Here is a 17,907-nt window from a genome sequence, read left to right as displayed (position 1 = left end):
GGATATGGGGACTGCCCCGAAGGCACGATCGGCTTGACGCGAGACCAGCCTTCCCCTGCTTCAGTCGGGGTGTCGCCCGGCAAAAATTGCCTCACCACATCGAGCAAATGGTGCGCCTGAAAGATTTCGGCGCCGGGGACCAACGCTGCTTCCTGGGCACTGGCCTCTGGCAGAACCAGCTTCGGCAATTTCTCGGCGGCAAGCCGTGCCGGGCGCGCCAGGGCGAGGCTCATGGCAAGCGCTCCCCGAATGGGACGCAAGTCGCCGCCCAGCGACAACTCGCCGGCGAACTCATAGCCTTCCAGTTTGCGGGCGTCGATCTGGCCGCTGGCCGCCAGGATTCCGAGCGCGATGGGCAGATCGAAACGGCCGGAATCCTTGGGAAGATCAGCGGGTGCCAGATTGACCGTAATGCGTTTATTGGCGGGAAATTCCAGTCCGGCGTTCTGGATGGCCGAGCGCACGCGTTCACGCGCTTCCTTGACTTCCGTTTCCGCAAGCCCGACCAGCGTAAAGCTGGGCAAACCGTTGGCAAGATGCACCTCCACCTGCACGGGCCTTGCTTCCAGGCCCAACAAGGCGCGGCTATGCACTAAAGACAAGCTCATTCGAAACTTCCTCCCTCAGAGGCGGCATCACAACTGAACCCGAGGCCATCCCGGGTTGCAGGTGCACCATACCTTCACCTAAGACGAGTATCGCCTAGCGAGAGAAGCCACCCGCTGGTTCACCAGAAAGGTGTGCCCCGCTGCATCCGATAGTGGCACTCACTTTCGTCCCGTGCACTTGCCTGGTTGTGTCAGTACCAGGATCCGCCGTGGCATTCTTGCCGCCGATCTCCTGGTGCTGGCCGTCCCAGAAACGAACGTTGCAGAAGACCGCCGTGCACTAAAGACAGGCTTGGTGATGCCTTTTTAGCTTAATGCTCCAAAATTGTGCGCTTGATTGCCCTTTATTGGTGCATCGTATCCGGCGCGATTCGCGGAGGTTCGCTCGAAGTTCAGGGGCGGGCCGGTCATCCATGCAAAGCGTCTTTGGCACGTTACCTGCTAAGAAGTCCACGCAAGTTGCCAACCTTTGGAGCTTCTACGGAGACTCCATCAGCAATGACTCGTACAAAAGCCTTAATCCGGCTGAGGTGGTGCTTGACGATGCTGCTTCCCTATTCATCCCTGGAGGAACCCTGAAAATGAAACTCGTAACGGCCATCATTAAACCGTTCAAGCTGGACGAAGTGCGTGAAGCGCTTTCCGGCATTGGCGTGCAAGGCATTACTGTGACTGAAGTCAAAGGCTTCGGCCGCCAGAAAGGCCATACCGAGCTGTACCGCGGTGCAGAGTATGTCGTCGATTTTCTGCCCAAGGTCAAGATCGAAGCAGCAGTCTCCGACGATCTGGTGGATCGCGTGATTGAAGCGGTTGAGGGCGCCGCCCGCACCGGCAAGATCGGCGACGGCAAGGTTTTTGTTTACAACCTCGAGCAGGTCGTGCGCATCCGTACCGGTGAAACCGGCAAGGAAGCGCTGTAAGGCTTACCCCAAAAAACGAAGAGAACATAGACATGAAAAAACTACTTGCCTCCCTTGTACTGGGACTGAGCCTGCTGACGACCGGCGCCGTGATGGCGCAGGCCCCGGCAGCTGCACCCGCCGCTTCCGCTGCAGAAGCCAAGCCGGCTGAAGCTGCTGCTTCCGCCGCCGCGCCTGCCGCAGCGACAGCACCCGCCGCTGCAGCTGCAGCCTCTGCACCGGCTGCCGCTGCGCCCGTTCCCAACAAAGGCGACACCGCCTGGATGATGGTTTCCACGCTGCTGGTCATCATGATGACCGTGCCTGGCCTGGCCCTGTTCTACGGCGGTCTGGTCCGCAGCAAGAACATGCTGTCCGTCCTGATGCAGGTCATGGTGACGTTCTCGATGATCGTCGTGCTGTGGTTTATCTATGGCTACAGCCTGGCTTTCACCGAAGGCAACGCCTTCTTCGGCGGCTTCGACCGGCTCTTCATGAAGGGCATCTGGGACAACGTCGCGGGCACCTTTGCCAATGGCGCCACCTTCAGCAAGGGTGTCGTGATCCCCGAGATCGTGTTCGCAGCCTTCCAGGCCACTTTTGCCGGCATCACCTGCGCGCTGATCGTTGGCGCCTTTGCCGAACGCATCAAGTTCTCCGCAGTGCTGCTGTTCATGGCGATCTGGTTCACCTTCAGCTATGCACCTATTGCCCACATGGTCTGGTTCTGGATGGGCCCTGACGCCTACACCGGCAAGGAAGTCGCCGACGCCATGAGCGCCAAGGGCGGTTATATCTGGCAAATGGGCGCCCTGGATTTTGCAGGCGGTACCGTGGTGCACATCAACGCCGCTGTCGCCGGCCTGGTAGGCGCCTTCTGCATAGGCAAGCGTATCGGCTACGGCAAGGAAGCCATGGCCCCTCACAGCCTCACGTTGACCATGGTTGGCGCCGCATTGCTGTGGGTGGGCTGGTTCGGCTTCAACGCCGGCTCCGCCCTGGAAGCCAACGGTTTCGCCGCCCTGGCCTTCATCAACACGCTGGGTGCTACCGCTGCCGCTGTGCTGGCATGGTGCGTCGGTGAAGCGCTGATGCGCGGCAAGGCCTCGATGCTGGGTGCAGCGTCCGGCGCTGTCGCCGGCCTGGTGGCCATCACGCCCGCAGCCGGCAACGTCGGCATCGGCGGCGGCCTCATCATCGGCCTGATCGCCGGCTTCGCCTGCCTCTGGGGTGTGAAYGGCCTGAAGAAACTGCTGGGCGCTGACGACTCGCTCGACGTGTTCGGCGTGCATGGCGTGGGCGGTATTCTGGGCGCGCTGCTCACCGGCGTCTTCAACTCGCCAGCCCTGGGTGGCCCAAGCTTCGTGGGTGACTGGGTGACCGCCACGGCCGTGACGCCTGACGCTTACACCATCGCCGGCCAGGTCTGGATCCAGGCCAAGGCCGTGCTGATCACCATCGTCTGGTCCGGTGTGGTTTCCTTCATCGCCTACAAGGTGGTTGACCTCACGATTGGCCTGCGCGTCAGCGAAGAAGACGAACGCGAAGGCCTGGACATCACCTCGCACGGTGAGACCGCCTACAACCGTTAATTCATAGTCAGACGAATTCGGGCTGCCCCAGGGCAGCCCCCTGATTGAGTATCTCCTTTGGATGTTCAGCCCGCTGGCGCAAGCCGGTGGGCTGTTTTTTTTGACGCGTGCCTCGTGGGCGTTGCACGATCGCCGGGATTCGGCTGCGGGGGCCGTTTCCGGCGGCGGCCCTGCCGGTGCTAACCTTGGGTCCCTGTCCACTTTTCAGCCTTTCAAGGAACGCCGCATGACATGGCAAACCGTTGTTGCACAACCCAGTGAACTGGGTGAATCGCCGTTCTGGCATCCCGACGAGCAAATGCTGTATTGGGTTGACATTCCAGGCCGGCAGATTCACCGTTGCAACGTCTTTATGGGGACGGTGCAAAGCTGGGCCATGCCGTCGGAGCCCGGCAGCATTGCGCCGGCCCGTACACAGGGGCAAGGCAGTGGCCTGGTGATCGCATTGCGCGACGGCATTTACCGCGCCCGCGAGTGGGGCGCCGAGCTCCAGCAGCTCATGCGGGCCGGCCATGACACCAACACGACGCGGTTCAACGACGGCAAGGCCGATCCGCGAGGCCGCTTCTGGGCCGGCACGATGTATGAACCACGGGACAAGTCCGTGGCCGAGCTTTTTTCCATCGACTGCCGCAACAGCCTTGTGCCTGCGGTGGAGCGCAAGGCAGGCGGCGCCATCATTGCCAATGGCCTGGCCTGGTCGCCGGACGCCGCAACCGTGTACTGGACGGATACCCCCACGCACACCACACATGCCTGGGACTGGGATGCCGACAGCAACGCCATGGCGAACCGCCGCGTGTTCCACCAATGGCCCGGCAAGCCTGCCGGCTGGCAGTTCGGCATGCCCGGTTATGGCGGGCGGCCCGACGGCGCAGCGGTGGACATCCAGGGCAACTACTGGGTGGCCATGTTTGAAGGTGCACGCCTTCTCAAGCTGTCACCGGCAGGAGAGTTGCTGGCCGAAATTCCCGTGCCCGCGCAGTGCCCGACCATGCCGTGTTTTGGCGGTGACGACCTGCAAACGCTTTACGTCACCACGGCACGCTACAACCGCCCGGCGGCCGAACTGCAGGCTTATCCCGAGTCCGGTTGCGTGTTTTCGATGCGGGTGGATGTGCCCRGCTTGCCGGTGAACTTTTTCGAGGACTGAGCTTCGCCCTCTGAAAAAACCGAACAGGCGGCATGCAAAAAGATCAACTCCCCAGGCGCGATACCCACGTACCATCCCAGCCATGCCTTCAGATACCGATGATGTGATGGAGTCCCTGACCGGGCGGATACGCACTGCCGCTGCCGCCGGCACGCCGCTGCGTATTCGGGGTGGCGGCACCAAGGACTTTTACGGCCAATCCCTGGAAGGTGACATCCTCGACATGACGCCATACGCGGGTGTCATCAGCTACGAACCGAGTGAACTGGTCGTGACTGCGCGCGCCGGCACGCCGCTGGCCGAACTCGAGGCCTTGCTGGCGGCCCAGGGCCAGTGCCTGCCCTTCGAGCCGCCCCGTTTTGACGGTTCAGGGGCAAAAGCCACCGTGGGCGGCATGGTTGCCAGCGGCCTGAGCGGGCCAGCACGCGCCAGCGTGGGCGCGGTGCGTGATTACATGTTGGGCCTCAAGCTCATCAACGGGCGTGGCGAACTGCTCACGTTCGGCGGGCAGGTCATGAAAAATGTGGCGGGTTATGACGTCTCCCGGCTCATGGTGGGTGCCCTGGGTACCTTGGGCGTGCTCACTGAAGTGAGCCTCAAGGTGCTGCCGGTAGCGCCTGCCGAGGCCACCCTGCGCTTTGAATGCAGCCAGGCGCAGGCGCTTGACTGGCTGAATGCCTGGGGCGGCCGGCCCTTGCCGCTCAATGCGAGCTGCTGGTCTGAAGAGGCCGGCATCGGTACGCTCTGTCTGCGATTGCGCGGCGCTGTCGCCGCCGTCGAAGCCGCCTGCAAGGTGCTGGGCGGCGAGAAACAAGGCAGCGCCGAAGCTGCCGGCTATTGGCAGGACTGTCGCAACCAGCAGCACCCGTGGTTCCGGGCACGCCAGGTCGACCAGGACTTGTGGCGGCTGTCCTTGCCGCAAACGGCCCATGTTCCGGATTTGCCCGACTCGCCGCTGGTGGAATGGCATGGCGCCCAGCGATGGGTACGGGCAGGCGCGGGGCAAGCACAGGCATTGCGTGCGGCCGCTGCACAGGCTGGCGGGCATGCTACTCTTTTTATAGCTGCCGGCGCAATACCAGCAGGTTCTACAGCCCGATTTGATGCATTAAAGCCGCCATTGGACCGGATCCACCGGGACCTCAAGCGCGAGTTCGATCCCGCCGGAATCCTTAACCGCGGCCGCATGGCGGCGGGCTGGTAATTCATGCGCCGCCTGCGCCATCTCACCGGGCAGCACCGCACGCCCACCATCAACCGCCTGCTCGGCGGCGTGCTTGCGTTCAATGCCGGGGCTGTCAACGCCGGGGGCTTCCTGCTGGTCAGCATGTACACCTCGCACATGACGGGGTTTGTCTCGATCGTGGCCGACAACCTCATCCTTGGGAACCTGACACTGGTGCTGGGTGCGGTGGGCGCCTTGCTGGCCTTCACCCTGGGTGCGGCAGTGACGGCCGTGCTGGTCAATTGGGCGCGCCACCGGCACCTTCGCAGTGAGTTCGCCCTGCCGCTGTTGCTCGAGTCCGTTCTTTTGCTGGTCTTCGGCCTGCTTGGCGCAACGCTGAACCGGCAGACGCCGTTCGCCGTGCCCCTGACCGTGCTGGTGCTGGCCTTCACCATGGGCCTGCAAAACGCGCTGGTCAGCAAAATCTCGTCCTCCCAGATCCGCACCACGCACATGACCGGCGTCATCACCGACCTTGGCATCGAGCTCGGCAAGATGTTTTACTGGAACCGTACCGCCAGCTCCATCGAGTCCCGTGTGCGTGCCAACCGCATCAAGGTACGGCTCTTGGGCACCTTGCTGGCCATGTTCATTGCCGGCGGCCTGGTCGGTGCGGCCGGCTTCAAATACGTCGGTTTCATCTGGGTCGTGCCCCTGGCCCTCATGCTGTTGACCTTGTCCTTGCCGCCGCTGTATGCGGATTTCCAGCGCGCTGCCCGGCGCAAGGCCCTCGCTCTGGCCCTGAAAGAAGGGTCCTGACGCCATGCAAACCCACCTCGCCCCTGAATTCAAAAACACCGCTGACGGCCTGGAGGCTGAAGCCATCCTGCGCAAATGTGTGCATTGCGGTTTTTGCACGGCCACCTGCCCCACCTACCAATTACTGGGCGACGAGCTTGACGGCCCGCGCGGCCGCATCTACCTCATCAAGCAAGTGCTGGAGGGTGAAGCGCCCACACGCAAGACCCAGCTGCACCTGGACCGGTGCCTCACCTGCCGCAACTGCGAAAGCACCTGCCCCAGCGGGGTGGAATACGGGCACCTGGTGGATATCGGCCGCAAGCTGGTTGACGAGCGCGTGCCGCGCCCGGCCGGTGAGCGTGCCGTGCGCTGGGCTCTCAAGGAAGGCCTTCCGTCGCCGCTTTTTGCGCCCGCCATGAAAGCCGGACAAGCCGTCCGCGGCCTCTTGCCCGCATCGCTCAAAAACAAGGTACCGGCCAGGCAGGCTGCCGGCCCATGGCCCGCGCGCCAGCACGCCCGCAAGATGCTCATGCTCGAAGGCTGCGTGCAGCCCGCCATGATGCCCAACATCAATGCCGCCACGGTGCGCGTGCTTGACGCCGCCGGCATACAAACGGTGGTGGCGCAAAAAGCCGGATGCTGCGGCGCCGTCAAATTCCACCTGAACGACCAGGAGGGCGGCAAGGAAGAAATGCGGCGCAACATCGACGCCTGGTGGCCGCATGTGGAAGCTGGCGAGGGCGCGGGTGTTGAGGCGATTGTCATGAATGCTTCGGGCTGCGGGGTCACCGTCAAGGAATACGGCCACATCCTCAGGGACGATCCCGCCTACGCGGCCAAAGCCGTACGCATCAGCGAACTCACGCGCGACCTCAGCGAGCTCATGCCGGAGCTGGTCGGTGAGCTGCAGGGCAAGGTCACGGCACGAACCGGCACGCTGGCGTTTCATCCGCCCTGCACGCTGCAGCACGGCCAGCAGCTGCGCGGCGGGGTCGAGACGCTGATGGGCACATTGGGTTTTGACGTAAAGCTGGCCGCTTGCGAAGCGCACCTCTGCTGCGGTTCGGCAGGCACCTACTCCGTGCTGCAGCCCGACATCGCGTATCAACTGCGCGACCGCAAGCTCGGCAACCTGCAAGCCGCTGCACCCGAAGCCATCATCTCGGCCAACATCGGCTGCATCACCCACCTGCAAAGCGGCACGGCAACGCCGGTGCGGCACTGGGTGGAGGTGCTGGACGCAGCACTAACTCCCACGCAGGCTTCCTGAGTCCCCGATTTTCGGTTTGGGCTGTGCCGTTCAGCCGTAGACAGCCAGGCCCAACAGCTGACGGGCACCCTCAATCAGCAACGCGCCGACGCAACCGGTGAGCCCACCCCAAAAAAGCCACCACTCCTTGCGCCCCGAAAAACCGAAAGCGGCAATCACACACGAAAGTGAGATGAAAAACAGGGCTGCAAAGAATGAGTCTGGTGGAAGCAGCGCTAATATGCCGCCCGAGCGCCCGGGGCGGTAGACGTAACGCCCGGAAATCAGTATCCATACCCCGACCGCTGCAAAACTCAACGGTAACAAGGGGCCAAGGTAGCGTGAAACAAACGAGGGCTTCTTAGCAGGTTGATCTGGCATAGCGAGCCATTATCGCGATCGACAAGGGAAGGCTACTGACATCACGCTGTCAGTAGCAGGTCAGCACCATCAAGGCGTCTTCAACACAAGGAGCCTCCCATGAAAAACGCCGTCACCTGGTTTGAAATTCCCAGCACCCAACTCGACAAAGCCCAGGCCTTTTACGAAGCGGTCCTCGAGTGCAAGATGCGCCGCGAGCCCATGGGCCCGTCCGAAGGCGCGGTGTTTCCCTATGAAGCGGAGGAGGGCGTGGGTGGTGCGATCCTGGCCGGCCCCACAGCGCCTGCTCCGGCGTCCGGCGGCACCTTGATTTATCTCGATGCCTCGCCTTCGCTGGATGCCGCACTGGCGCGCGCCGTCAAGGCCGGCGGCAAGGTCGCCTTGCCGCGCCAGGCGCTGCCGCCCGGTCTGGGTTTTTTTGCGCACATCACCGACCTGGACGGCAACCGCGTCGGCCTGCACGCCGCGGCTTGAGCGTGATGGGCCGCAAGAACTGGATTGCCGTTGCGAGCGCCGAGCATGCGCGGCGCGGCTGCGGGACGCCGGGGGCTGGCTACATGCAGGTGTGCCACGGCAAATGTGGGCCGCTGAAAAAGGTGCTGGCGGGGGACCGCGTGGCCTATTACTCGCCCGCGCTGACCATGGGCGGCAAAGACAAATTCCAGCGCTTTGTCTCTATAGGCGTGGTGCAGGCCGGTGAGCCCTATGCCTTCGACATGGGTGGCGGCTTTGTGCCCTTTCGCCGCGACGTGGCTTACGTGGCCGGGCGGGAGGTGTCCATACTGCCCTGGCTGGACGAGTTCGAGTTTGTGGAAAACCGCCAGCACTGGGGCTACAAGTTTCGCTTCGGCCTGTTCGAGGTCAGCGAGCACGACATGCGCCTGGTCGCGCGGGCCGTGCATGCGGACCTTGTGGCGCTGGGCTTTGAGGCGACTGGTACCGCCGCTGCGCCTCCGCGCCCCATGGCGCTATTTCCGGAGCTGTAGGTAACGACTAGGCCAGCTCGCGGTAAAACACCGTCGTGCCCACCAGCCCGCCGCGCGGCAGCAGCGCATAGCCGGGAATCACGCCCACGCGCTGCCAGCCCAGGCGCTGGTACAGGCGTTCGCCGTTATCGCCGGTCACGGTGTCCAGCACTAGCAACGTCTTGCCGCAGTCGCGCGCCATGTTTTCTGCGGCGCACATCAAGGCCTCACCCAGGCCCTGGCGCCGGCAGCGGCGGTGCACCAGCATCTTGGCCAGGTCGGCGCGGTGCGGCTGGTTCTCGGGCTGGGCCAGCACCAGCTGCACCGTGCCGCAGATACCCCGCGCATCCTCGGCGACCAGCAACGCGCGTTCGCCCGCGGCCACGCTCCGCGCCACACCGCGCCAGAAGCCCGCGGCGCGTTCGCGCGACAGCGGGTGCATAAAACTCACCGAAGCGTCGCCTTCGACGCAGTCGATCAGCACATCGGTGAGTCCGGCAATTTGCTCGTCAGTGACGGCGGGCAGGCGCCGCGGCGACCAGGTTGTCGTGTTCGTCATAGTTCAAGCCCGTTCGGTGGCGATCACCACCGCATAGCGCGCGGGCTTTCGCGTGGGGTTGTGGAACATGGTGGGCCGGTCCAGCTGCATGGCCAGGCAGTCGCCCTCGCGCAGCGCGTGGCGCGCGTCGCCCAGCGTGATGTCGATGGCGCCTTCGAGCACCCACACCTGCTGGTGCACACGCGCATCGCGCGCGCCGGTTTCAAAGGCCACGCGCCCGCCCGGCGGGAAATGCACTTCGACGATCTGCATGGGCTGCGGCACGCCCGGCGGCGAGATGTTGCGCCGCAGGTAGCCCGAAGCCGGGTCCTGCCACTGCAGTTGCTCCGCGTGGCGCGCCACCGGGCTGGCGGGCGCCCGGGCGGCGGGTGCGTCGAACAGTGAGGCCAGCATCACGCCCAGGCCGGTGGCCAGCCGCTCCAGCACCACGGCGGTGGGGCTGCTTTCTCCGCGCTCTATCAGCGAAATCATGGAGCGGCTCACGCCGCTTTTAGCGGCCAGTGCGTCAAGCGACAGGCTTTTGGTGGCTCGCAGCTCACGCACGCGCTCGGCGATGCGCTGGTTCAGGTCGGAGGAAGATTCTGTCATGGTGGAATTATTTTCCACCATATTGGAGGTTGTGTCCAGCGCCTGATCGTTAGGCAGACATGGGCGGCTGGCCGGGCTGAAAACACATGGGCTGCTCGTCGAATGCCAGCCAGCCTGACTGGTCGCACAGACTTTGCACCAGGGCCGAATAGTCGGCCCGCAGCGAGCAGCGCATGCTCAAGGTGTCCTCCGAGGCCGGCAACTGAAATTCGATCCAGCCTTCGTCGGCCTGCATGCGGCCGGTCTGCTCGTCATCATCCCAGGCGATAGCGGGAAGCATGCGCGAGAGCGCGGCCCGCACCGCGACAGCATCGTCCAGCGGGCGCACTGTGCTGTCGTTGAGTTCATCCGGGGTCAGCGGCAACCTTGCGGGTTCGAAGAAAAGGTAGCTATAGGCCATACAGGACTTAGACAGGCTTGAGCCGCACGACAGGCCGCTGCGGCTTGCGGCGCGCGACTTCCTTGAAGCCGGCATCGTCATACATGGACTTGGCGCCGAACCACATAGCGTCGTCATGGGAGCGGCCGGGCTTGTCCACGGGATAGGCCTCGAGCAGCGTGGCGCCCTGCTTTTTGGCGTAGGCGATGGCCCCATGCAGCAGTGCCCGCGCGACACCCTGGCCGCGATATTCAGATGGCACGACAAAACAGATGACCGACCAGACGGGTTTGTCATCGACCGGCTTCATCACCGGCGAACGTTTGAGCTTGGCATAGTCTTCGCGCGGCCCCAGCGACACCCAGCCGACAGGCACCTTGCCGCGGTAGCCGATCAGGCCGGGCGGGGTGTCGCCGCGAGTGAGTTTTTTCAGGTCGGCGCGATTGGCCTGGGGGGCGGTGGTGCCCGCGGGCAGTGGCTCGCGTGCGCCGCTGCGCCGGTAATACATGCACCAGCAGCCACGCGCGACCGAACAGCCTTTGGCTAAAAACAGCGCTTCAAGATCGGGCCAGCGCTCGGGCGTGAGGGGGCGGACGGTGAGCTTCATGGGGCTGTAAGGTCGATCCGATGTTGGCACTATAGTCAAGGCATTACGCCGGCCGCAAGCGTTAGCCCGTGTTGGCTTTGCACTGGATGGCGAAATCCACGTGGTAATGCTCGTCATGGCGAACCCAGGGCTTGCCTTTCGTGAAGTTCAGGTTTTGCTTCAGGTAAGYGCCGCGCGGCGTGGCGAACAGCCGGGGCAAAAACGGCGCATCAAGAATGACCAGGGCAATGCCGGCGCCGCGCGCTTTCGCGGCCAGGTCCAGTTGGTACAGATGCTCGGCGATCGCGGGGAAGTCGATGGTGTATTCGCCGTACTGGGCGTCGGCATTGAACTCAATGTCGTAGCTGAAGCGATTGCCGATCCCCGCCGGCAGCGGTACGGATTTTCCCTGCGCGTCGCGGACCGGCACAAAGAAGTCCACGGACAGGCCGTTCTGATGCGTACGGTGCGGCCGGAAACGCCCGCCAGAAGGCCAGCCCGTTTCGCCATAGACATAGGTGGTCGATGGGCTGGTGGCGTGGAGCGCCGCGTAGGACGCGGTGATGACGTCCGCGACCTTGGCATGCACATGCGTGCGGCCTGCCGTGGCGGCCATCGCGCTGTAAGCCGAGAAGTTGGGGCCGCTGGTCGGCAGCTTGACGCTGCCTTCGATGCGGCCCTTGCTGACCGTGCCGAAGCATTGGCTGTCGGCGGCAAGGGCTTGGACGGACAGGGTCGCCAGCATTGCGGCGATCAGGCAAGCGAGCTTATGCATGGAAGATCAGTTACCAGGCCCCGCGACCATACGAAACAGCAAGCGCGCCAAGAGTAAGTGAGCCGGCCACAAGGCCTCCCAGCGCCAGCCACTCAGCGGTGTTGAAATCCTTGAACGGAGGATCGAATGGGTTCAGGGCCTGCCACCACTTCTTCCCGAGCCGCCTGCGGTTCAGATAGAGCAGTAAATTTCCGCCGCCGACCCAGAGCACCGCTATTAACGAGAGCAGGATCAATTGACCGGGTGGCATGCTTGCCAGGACATCCTTAGCCGTCGGGATCGTGGATGGCGGTGCTGAGGCTTCCGGTATGAGACCGGCAGCCTTGGCCAGGAGGAAGGTCAACAGCATAGGCGCCACAAAGAGCGCCATGTTCTTCCAATAGACCGACTGCGTCTGGGCTCGCACCATGCGGAACCATGCGACGGGCGCGATCACCAGGGTTGCCACGATTGCGACGCAAGCGAGAATTTGAAGAAGCAGTTGCATGGTGATCACGGTTTGCACTATAGCCGGGTGGGCGCTCCCCTATCATCTGCAAACCATGCGCCGCGCCGACCGCCTTTTCCATCTCGTCCAGCTGATTCGCGGCCGCCGCCTGAGCACGGCGGAGTTCCTCGCCAAGCGGCTCGAAGTTTCCGAGCGCACGATTTACCGCGATGTGGCCGACCTGCAGCACCAGGGTGTGCCCATCGAAGGCGAGGCCGGCGTCGGTTACCGGCTGGGCGCGGGGTTTGATTTGCCGCCCTTGATGTTCACGCAAAAGGAAGCCAATGCGCTGGCCGCGTCAGTGCGCCTGGCGCAGGCCTGGCTGGACCCGGCTATGGCGGGTGATGCGGAGGCCGCCTGGGGCAAGATTTTTTCGGTGCTGCCGCCCGCGGCGCGCACAGCGGCCGAAGGCGTGCCGCTGTATGCGGTGGTGATCAATCCGGATGAGGCCATGCAGCGTAGCCTGCAGCTTTTGCGCGAAGCGGTGCATGCGCGTTGCAAGGTGGATGTGCGCTACCTTGATGCGGCCGGGCGTGAAAGCCGGCGCGTGCTCTGGCCGCTGGGCTGTTTTTACTGGGGCAGCGTCTGGACGCTGGGCGCCTGGTGCGAAGCACGGCAGGACTTCCGCAACTTTCGCGTGGACCGCATGGCCGCGATCAACGTGCTGGACGAGCGCATGGGCCATGAGGCCGGCCGTACGCTGGCGGATTATTTGCGGGCCGTCAAAGCCGGCCCCAAACCCCCTTGACGTGGGGCGCTGGCGGCTCAGGCCGCTAGCGCAGCCTCGATGTCCTTGGCCAGGTCTGCTGGCTTGTCGCTGGGCGCATAACGCCGTATGACTTTCCCGTCCTTGCCGACCAGGAACTTGGTGAAGTTCCATTTGATGGACTTGATGCCCAGCAGGCCGGGCGCCTCGGCCGACAGCCACTGGTACAGCGGGTGGGCGGCGGGGCCGTTGACGTCGATCTTGGACATCATGGGGAAACTCACGCCGTAGTTGACCTGGCAGAACTCGGCGATCTGGTCGTCACTACCGGGGTCTTGCGAGAGAAACTGGTTGCTGGGAAAACCCAGGACCGCCAGGCCTTTGCCGGCATATTGTTTGTACAGCTCTTCCAGCCCGGCGAACTGCGGCGTGAAGCCGCATTTGCTGGCGGTATTGACGATGAGCATGACCTTGCCCCTGAAAGCATCGAGTGCGACGTCTTTGCCTGTGATGTCTTTGGCCTGGAAGTCGTAAACCGTTTTTGCTGCGCTCATGGTTGTCTCCTGTGTGAACTGCCATTGAAACATGATGCAATTTCCCGCCGGGCCGCCCCAAGGGAAATTAGCCCCCCTCTTCTTGTGCAAGGGGCAGCGCATTACGCGCTAGCGAAAAGCGTGGGGGCTCTTATTTCAGTGCGATTCTGCACCGCCGGGCGCGGTTTGGGGTGTCGCCGATGGTGCGAKGGCCGCCAGCACCGCGGCCAGCACGATCAGGCTGCCGCCCAGCAGCACACGCGGCGTAAGTTCGGCCGCGCCCAGCGCGGCCGACGACAGGCTGGCAAACAGGATTTCAGTCAGCATCACGATGGCGGTTGTGCCTGCAGCCAGCCGCGCCGCGCCATACTGCAGACCCGCATTGCWGGCCATGAAGGCCAGGCTGAGCGCCAACACTACCGGAATGCCCGCTGCAGCCAGTGCCGGCGCAGGCACCAGCAGCTGCGACATGCCGAGCAGCGCGGCGCCGGCCGCCATCAGGCCGCTACCCCCAAACATGGCCAGCATGCGTGATTCGCTGGGGGTGTGGTTGTACTTGCGCAGCACGGCGTTGGTCACGGCAAAACTGAAGCCGCCCATGATGGCCAGCCAGTCGGCGCCGCCTTGGGGGATGGGCCACGGYGAGTCGGGCGACTTGAGCACGATCAGCACGCCCGTCATGGCCAGCAAGAGGCGCAGCAGCGAGGCGGCCGAGGGCTTTTCGCCCAGCATGACCCAGGCCACCAGCACCGACCAGGCCGGCATCAGATAAAACAGCAGCACCACACGCACCACGTCACCCACTGTCACAGCCCAGTTGAATCCGACATTGGTGAGGCCCGAAGCCGCCGCCAGGAACCACAGCTGGGGATGCGCAACAAAACCACGCCAGGCGGTGGGGCGCAGCGTAAGCAAACCGGTCACCACGACCGCGTAAACCAGCGCCGTGGTCCACAGCGGGTGCAGGCCATGGCCTTGCAGCTGGCGCAGCGGCCACCACGAAACGCCCCAGACGAACGCATTCAGCGTGAGCGCGAGAACGGCTTTTGACGTGCCGCCGCGTACGGGAGCACCGGGAGCATCGGCCAGCATCAGTGCGATTTATCGCTGCGGGCGATGCTCAGCAGGTGGTCCACCTGCTCTTTGTATTTGACGGTGTTGCGCTTGTGCCAGCGCTGGATCACCCACATGAAGCCTGCCACCACTACGCCAAAGGCTGTGATGGCGCCGAAGGCCGACAGGCCCATGCCGGTGGAGAGGCTGTAGAAAGCCCCCAGGCTCAAAATGCAGGCCTGTTCGTTGAAGTTCTGCACGGCGATCGAGCGGCCCGCGCCCATGAGGTTGTGGCCGCGGTGCTGCAGCAGCGCGTTCATGGGCACGACCAGGAAGCCGCCCAGGCCACCCAGCAGGATCAGGAAAGGTGCGGCCACCCAGACATTGCCGATGAAGTTCATCAAGATGACCAGAAGGCCCATGGCAATACCTAGTGGCATCACGCTGGTGGCCTGGTCCAGCCGCATGCGCATGGAGGCCAGCACGGCACCGACGGCGGTTCCGATGGCGACCACACCGACCAGGGACGAGGCCTGCGTCGTGCTGTAGCCCAGGGCGGCCGCGCTCCAGGCCAGCACGATGTAGCGCAAATTACCCGACACGCCCCAAAACAGGGTGGTGGTCGCCAGGGAAATCTGACCCAGCTTGTCGCGCCACAAGGCTGAGTTGCAGTTCCAGAAATCGGGCAGTAGCTCGAGCTTGTTGCGCGGCATGGGCCGCATCTCCACGCCGGTGTCGGGGATGCGTGTGTTGAACCAGGCCGCGATGATGTAGAGCAGGATCAGCACGGAAATCGCGGCTTCAGGGGCGGTGTCGATGCCGGTAGTGAAAATGGGAAAGTCAAACGAAAGCAATAGCGACGACACTGAATGGCCCACGAGCTGGCCGCCCAGCAAAACGCCGAGGATGATGGAGGAAATCGTCAAGCCTTCAATCCAGCCGTTGGCCTTGACCAGCTGCGAAGCCGGCAGGAGTTCGGTGAGGATGCCGTATTTTGCGGGGGAGTAAGCCGCCGCCCCGAGCCCGACGATGGCATAGGCCAGCAGCGGATGGGAGCCAAACAGCATCATCAGGCAGCCGATGACCTTGATGGCATTGCTGACAAACATGACGTTGCCTTTGGGGCGGGCATCGGCAAAAGCCCCCACAAAAGGCGCTAACACCACGTAAAAGAGCGCAAACATGGGTACCAGCGCCGCCGGTTGCCATTTGGGCGCGCCGCTGGTTTTCAGCAGCTCCACGGCGGCCACAAACAGCGCGTTATCAGCCAGCGAGCTGAAAAACTGGGCCGCCATGATGGTGTAGAAACCGCGCTTCATTAAACTGTTGTGGTCACTGCATCAATGCATCAGCGGATCTGATGCGGCAAGATAAGGGTGAATGTCTCCAGACGATTCCGGTTTATAGCATGGGGGGCGGTGTCAGAATGCAAAAGACCTCATCCAGAGGCCTTTCGTCCCGACGGGCCCGCCAGCCTGCCACGCTCCCGGAAAACAATTTACTGCGCCATGYCACGTCCCATTCTTGCCACCATTCACACCGCAGCGCTTGCCCACAACCTTGCCCGCGCGCGCGCTGCCGCGCCCGATGCGCGGGTCTGGGCCGTCGTCAAGGCCAATGCCTATGGTCACGGCATCGAACGTGTTTTTGATGCGCTGCGCAGCGCCGACGGATTTGCGTTGCTGGACCTGGCTGAAGCGCAGCGCCTGCGCGCGCTTGATTGGCGCGGCCCCATCCTGCTGCTGGAGGGCTGCTTCGAGGCGCGGGATCTCGAGTTGTGCTCCCGCCTGGGCCTGTGGCATACCATTCACTGCAACGAGCAGATCGACATGCTGGCTGCCCACAAGACGCAGCTGCCGCACCGTGTCTTCCTCAAGATGAATTCGGGCATGAACCGGCTGGGCTTTGCACCCGAACGCTACCGTGCGGCGTGGACGCGCCTGAATGCATTGCCCCAGGTCGAAGAGATTACGCTGATGACGCATTTTTCCGATGCAGACGGCCCGAAAGGTATCGCCGCGGCGCTGAAGGCCTTCGACGCCGTCACACACGACCTGCCGGGTGAGCGCACCCTCAGCAACAGCGCCGCCACCTTGCGGCACGGCGATGTGCTGGCCGGGCGCTCCGACTGGGTGCGGCCCGGTATCCTGGTTTACGGCAGCGCGCCCGACTTCCCCGAGCACAGCGCGGCCGACTGGGATTTGCAGCCCACCATCACGCTGTCATCGAAAATCATCGGCATCCAGGAGCTCAAAGCCGGCGATACCGTGGGTTACGGCTCCTGTTTCACGGCCGACGGCCCGCTGCGCATCGGCGTGGTGGCCTGCGGTTACGCAGACGGCTACCCGCGCCACTGCAGCACAGGTACGCCGATGCTGGTGAATGGCGTGCGCACCAGCATGGTGGGGCGGAACTTGAATATGCCGGCTTCTGGATACGCGTCTGGGCATCGCTGATTGATACCGTGTTGTTCTGCGTGCTGATCTTCCCGCTGCTGACGGTCATCTACGGCACCGCTTACTGGAACAGTACAAAGCTGGTTCAGGGGCCGGCGGATTTCCTGATCTCATGGGTTATTCCGGCTGTGGTGGTCGTGGGCTTCTGGATCGTTCGGCAGGCGACACCCGGGAAAATGGCGATTGCTGCCCGCATCGTGGACGCCAGGACCGGCCTCAAGGCCACGGCAGGCCAGTTCGTCATCCGCTACGTCGGTTATGTGCTGTCCACCATTCCCTTTTGCCTGGGTTTTTTCTGGGTGGCTTTCGACGCCCGCAAGCAGGGCTGGCACGACAAGCTCGCCGGCACGGTTGTCGTGCGCGACAAGGCCGGCACTACCCAGCCTGTCGCGTTCAACGGCTGATACCCGCTCTCTCCGGCATCAACCCTGCCTGCCATCATCAAGAGGTGCCCATGCCAGTGGCTTCATCCATCACCGTTCGTCCCATAGCGCCGCAGGATTTCGAGGCCTGGTTGCCCCTTTGGCTGGGCTACAACAAGTTCTACGGCCGATCCGGTGAGACGGCGCTGGCTGACGACATCACCGCAATGACCTGGTCGCGCTTTTTTGATGCGTATGAGCCTGTCCACGCTCTGGTGGCGGAGTCTGGCGGCGAACTCGTGGGCCTCACGCATTACCTGTATCACCGTAGCACCACCCGCATTGCGCCGGTCTGTTATTTGCAGGATCTGTTCACGGCTGAAGCCGTGCGCGGCCGGGGCGTTGGCAAGGCGCTGATTGAAGCCGTGTACGAGAAAGCCCAGGCCGCCGGTTCTACCCGCGTTTATTGGCAAACCCACAAAACCAACAACACGGCCATGAGGCTGTATGACCAGGTGGCGGAAAACTCCGGCTTCGTGGTGTACGCCAAGGCGCTTTAGGCGCCGTCGAACCGCGGCTCACTGCGGCGTGATTTTCGCGCCTGTGAGTT

At 63.4% G+C, this 17,907-nt stretch carries 22 protein-coding genes and 1 pseudogene; 12 read left to right on the top strand and 11 right to left on the bottom strand.

The window, feature by feature from the left end:
• The coding region (locus tag AC1D1X_RS02310; RefSeq protein WP_477697768.1) for a magnesium chelatase domain-containing protein at positions 1–608 on the bottom strand (608 nt) is incomplete at its 3' end.
• Between the two features lie 581 nt (positions 609–1,189).
• On the opposite strand from AC1D1X_RS02310, the gene glnK reads away from it, so the two are divergent.
• From glnK to glcF, 6 genes are all read left to right on the top strand, one after another.
• Positions 1,190–1,528, top strand: a complete 339-nt coding sequence (glnK, locus tag AC1D1X_RS02305; protein ID WP_007873831.1) for a P-II family nitrogen regulator — start codon at positions 1,190–1,192, stop codon at positions 1,526–1,528.
• A gap of 32 nt (positions 1,529–1,560) precedes the next feature.
• Positions 1,561–3,099, top strand: coding sequence for an ammonium transporter (locus AC1D1X_RS02300; protein WP_477670296.1), 1,539 nt, complete (start codon positions 1,561–1,563; stop codon positions 3,097–3,099).
• Between the two features lie 226 nt (positions 3,100–3,325).
• Entirely contained in the window at positions 3,326–4,252 is a 927-nt protein-coding gene (locus AC1D1X_RS02295; RefSeq protein ID WP_477697767.1) for an SMP-30/gluconolactonase/LRE family protein, read from the top strand.
• 82 nt (positions 4,253–4,334) lie between these two features.
• Positions 4,335–5,456: a glycolate oxidase subunit GlcE gene (gene glcE / locus AC1D1X_RS02290; RefSeq protein WP_477670294.1), complete on the top strand. Its 1,122-nt coding sequence runs from the start codon at positions 4,335–4,337 to the stop codon at positions 5,454–5,456.
• A 3-nt stretch (positions 5,457–5,459) separates the two neighbouring features.
• Complete coding sequence (locus AC1D1X_RS02285; RefSeq protein WP_477670293.1) at positions 5,460–6,236, top strand: YoaK family protein; 777 nt, start codon at positions 5,460–5,462, stop codon at positions 6,234–6,236.
• Between the two features lie 4 nt (positions 6,237–6,240).
• Entirely contained in the window at positions 6,241–7,488 is a 1,248-nt protein-coding gene (glcF, locus tag AC1D1X_RS02280; protein ID WP_477670292.1) for a glycolate oxidase subunit GlcF, read from the top strand.
• Positions 7,489–7,518: 30 nt separating this feature from the next.
• Here glcF and AC1D1X_RS02275 read toward each other — a convergent pair whose 3' ends face one another.
• Positions 7,519–7,794, bottom strand: coding sequence for a hypothetical protein (locus AC1D1X_RS02275; protein ID WP_477697766.1), 276 nt, complete (start codon positions 7,792–7,794; stop codon positions 7,519–7,521).
• A gap of 153 nt (positions 7,795–7,947) precedes the next feature.
• Between AC1D1X_RS02275 and AC1D1X_RS02270 the strand changes: the two genes are divergently transcribed.
• Both AC1D1X_RS02270 and AC1D1X_RS02265 read left to right on the top strand, forming a co-directional pair.
• Positions 7,948–8,322: a VOC family protein gene (locus AC1D1X_RS02270; RefSeq protein WP_477670290.1), complete on the top strand. Its 375-nt coding sequence runs from the start codon at positions 7,948–7,950 to the stop codon at positions 8,320–8,322.
• Between the two features lie 5 nt (positions 8,323–8,327).
• On the top strand, positions 8,328–8,834 hold the full coding sequence (locus AC1D1X_RS02265; RefSeq protein WP_477670289.1) for an EVE domain-containing protein: 507 nt from the start codon (positions 8,328–8,330) through the stop codon (positions 8,832–8,834).
• A 7-nt stretch (positions 8,835–8,841) separates the two neighbouring features.
• On the opposite strand, the gene AC1D1X_RS02260 is transcribed toward AC1D1X_RS02265, so the two are convergent.
• From AC1D1X_RS02260 to AC1D1X_RS02235, 6 genes are all read right to left on the bottom strand, one after another.
• On the bottom strand, positions 8,842–9,372 hold the full coding sequence (locus AC1D1X_RS02260; RefSeq protein WP_477670288.1) for an N-acetyltransferase family protein: 531 nt from the start codon (positions 9,370–9,372) through the stop codon (positions 8,842–8,844).
• 3 nt (positions 9,373–9,375) lie between these two features.
• Positions 9,376–9,960: a helix-turn-helix domain-containing protein gene (locus tag AC1D1X_RS02255; protein WP_477670287.1), complete on the bottom strand. Its 585-nt coding sequence runs from the start codon at positions 9,958–9,960 to the stop codon at positions 9,376–9,378.
• Between the two features lie 49 nt (positions 9,961–10,009).
• Complete coding sequence (locus tag AC1D1X_RS02250; RefSeq protein WP_477670286.1) at positions 10,010–10,360, bottom strand: hypothetical protein; 351 nt, start codon at positions 10,358–10,360, stop codon at positions 10,010–10,012.
• Between the two features lie 7 nt (positions 10,361–10,367).
• Positions 10,368–10,946 carry a GNAT family N-acetyltransferase gene (locus AC1D1X_RS02245; protein WP_477670285.1) on the bottom strand — a complete coding sequence of 193 codons (579 nt, stop codon included), beginning with the start codon at positions 10,944–10,946 and terminating at the stop codon, positions 10,368–10,370.
• Positions 10,947–11,007: 61 nt separating this feature from the next.
• Positions 11,008–11,700, bottom strand: coding sequence for a penicillin-insensitive murein endopeptidase (locus tag AC1D1X_RS02240; RefSeq protein WP_477697765.1), 693 nt, complete (start codon positions 11,698–11,700; stop codon positions 11,008–11,010).
• 10 nt (positions 11,701–11,710) lie between these two features.
• Positions 11,711–12,187 carry a hypothetical protein gene (locus tag AC1D1X_RS02235; RefSeq protein ID WP_477674104.1) on the bottom strand — a complete coding sequence of 159 codons (477 nt, stop codon included), beginning with the start codon at positions 12,185–12,187 and terminating at the stop codon, positions 11,711–11,713.
• A 55-nt stretch (positions 12,188–12,242) separates the two neighbouring features.
• Here AC1D1X_RS02235 and AC1D1X_RS02230 point away from each other — a divergent pair, with 55 nt between their 5' ends.
• On the top strand, positions 12,243–12,935 hold the full coding sequence (locus AC1D1X_RS02230) for a helix-turn-helix transcriptional regulator (protein ID WP_477670282.1): 693 nt from the start codon (positions 12,243–12,245) through the stop codon (positions 12,933–12,935).
• A 17-nt stretch (positions 12,936–12,952) separates the two neighbouring features.
• Here the strand turns inward: AC1D1X_RS02230 and AC1D1X_RS02225 are convergent, their stop codons facing one another.
• The 3 genes from AC1D1X_RS02225 to lplT form a co-directional block, all read right to left on the bottom strand.
• Positions 12,953–13,447: a glutathione peroxidase gene (locus tag AC1D1X_RS02225; RefSeq protein WP_477670281.1), complete on the bottom strand. Its 495-nt coding sequence runs from the start codon at positions 13,445–13,447 to the stop codon at positions 12,953–12,955.
• Positions 13,448–13,582: 135 nt separating this feature from the next.
• Positions 13,583–14,518: a DMT family transporter gene (locus tag AC1D1X_RS02220; RefSeq protein WP_477697764.1), complete on the bottom strand. Its 936-nt coding sequence runs from the start codon at positions 14,516–14,518 to the stop codon at positions 13,583–13,585.
• Positions 14,518–15,798, bottom strand: a complete 1,281-nt coding sequence (gene lplT, locus AC1D1X_RS02215) for a lysophospholipid transporter LplT (RefSeq protein ID WP_477651481.1) — start codon at positions 15,796–15,798, stop codon at positions 14,518–14,520. Before lplT ends, AC1D1X_RS02220 begins: the two co-directional genes overlap by 1 nt.
• Before the next feature lie 189 nt (positions 15,799–15,987).
• Between lplT and alr the strand changes: the two are divergent.
• From alr to AC1D1X_RS02200, 3 genes and pseudogenes are all read left to right on the top strand, one after another.
• Positions 15,988–16,890: pseudogene (gene alr, locus AC1D1X_RS02210) on the top strand (alanine racemase); the annotation flags it as partial.
• A 53-nt stretch (positions 16,891–16,943) separates the two neighbouring features.
• Positions 16,944–17,339: an RDD family protein gene (locus AC1D1X_RS02205; protein ID WP_477697763.1), complete on the top strand. Its 396-nt coding sequence runs from the start codon at positions 16,944–16,946 to the stop codon at positions 17,337–17,339.
• Between the two features lie 50 nt (positions 17,340–17,389).
• A complete protein-coding gene (locus tag AC1D1X_RS02200) occupies positions 17,390–17,857 on the top strand; it encodes an N-acetyltransferase family protein (protein WP_477670277.1) in 468 nt (155 codons plus the stop codon).
• Positions 17,858–17,907: the final 50 nt, after the last annotated feature.

It is taken from the genome of Polaromonas sp. P1_G4 (assembly GCF_056405475.1).
This window is presented reverse-complemented; position numbering and strand designations above follow the sequence as displayed.

Coding starts and splice junctions, on each gene's coding strand:
- glnK (WP_007873831.1), top strand. CDS start 1,190: ATGAAACTCGTAACGGCCATCATTAAACCGTTCAAGCTGGACGAAGTG.
- glcE (WP_477670294.1), top strand. CDS start 4,335: ATGCCTTCAGATACCGATGATGTGATGGAGTCCCTGACCGGGCGGATA.
- AC1D1X_RS02285 (WP_477670293.1), top strand. CDS start 5,460: ATGCGCCGCCTGCGCCATCTCACCGGGCAGCACCGCACGCCCACCATC.
- glcF (WP_477670292.1), top strand. CDS start 6,241: ATGCAAACCCACCTCGCCCCTGAATTCAAAAACACCGCTGACGGCCTG.
- AC1D1X_RS02270 (WP_477670290.1), top strand. CDS start 7,948: ATGAAAAACGCCGTCACCTGGTTTGAAATTCCCAGCACCCAACTCGAC.
- AC1D1X_RS02265 (WP_477670289.1), top strand. CDS start 8,328: ATGGGCCGCAAGAACTGGATTGCCGTTGCGAGCGCCGAGCATGCGCGG.
- AC1D1X_RS02260 (WP_477670288.1), bottom strand. CDS start 9,372: ATGACGAACACGACAACCTGGTCGCCGCGGCGCCTGCCCGCCGTCACT.
- AC1D1X_RS02255 (WP_477670287.1), bottom strand. CDS start 9,960: ATGACAGAATCTTCCTCCGACCTGAACCAGCGCATCGCCGAGCGCGTG.
- AC1D1X_RS02250 (WP_477670286.1), bottom strand. CDS start 10,360: ATGGCCTATAGCTACCTTTTCTTCGAACCCGCAAGGTTGCCGCTGACC.
- AC1D1X_RS02245 (WP_477670285.1), bottom strand. CDS start 10,946: ATGAAGCTCACCGTCCGCCCCCTCACGCCCGAGCGCTGGCCCGATCTT.
- AC1D1X_RS02235 (WP_477674104.1), bottom strand. CDS start 12,187: ATGCAACTGCTTCTTCAAATTCTCGCTTGCGTCGCAATCGTGGCAACC.
- AC1D1X_RS02230 (WP_477670282.1), top strand. CDS start 12,243: ATGCGCCGCGCCGACCGCCTTTTCCATCTCGTCCAGCTGATTCGCGGC.
- AC1D1X_RS02225 (WP_477670281.1), bottom strand. CDS start 13,447: ATGAGCGCAGCAAAAACGGTTTACGACTTCCAGGCCAAAGACATCACA.
- lplT (WP_477651481.1), bottom strand. CDS start 15,798: ATGAAGCGCGGTTTCTACACCATCATGGCGGCCCAGTTTTTCAGCTCG.
- AC1D1X_RS02200 (WP_477670277.1), top strand. CDS start 17,390: ATGCCAGTGGCTTCATCCATCACCGTTCGTCCCATAGCGCCGCAGGAT.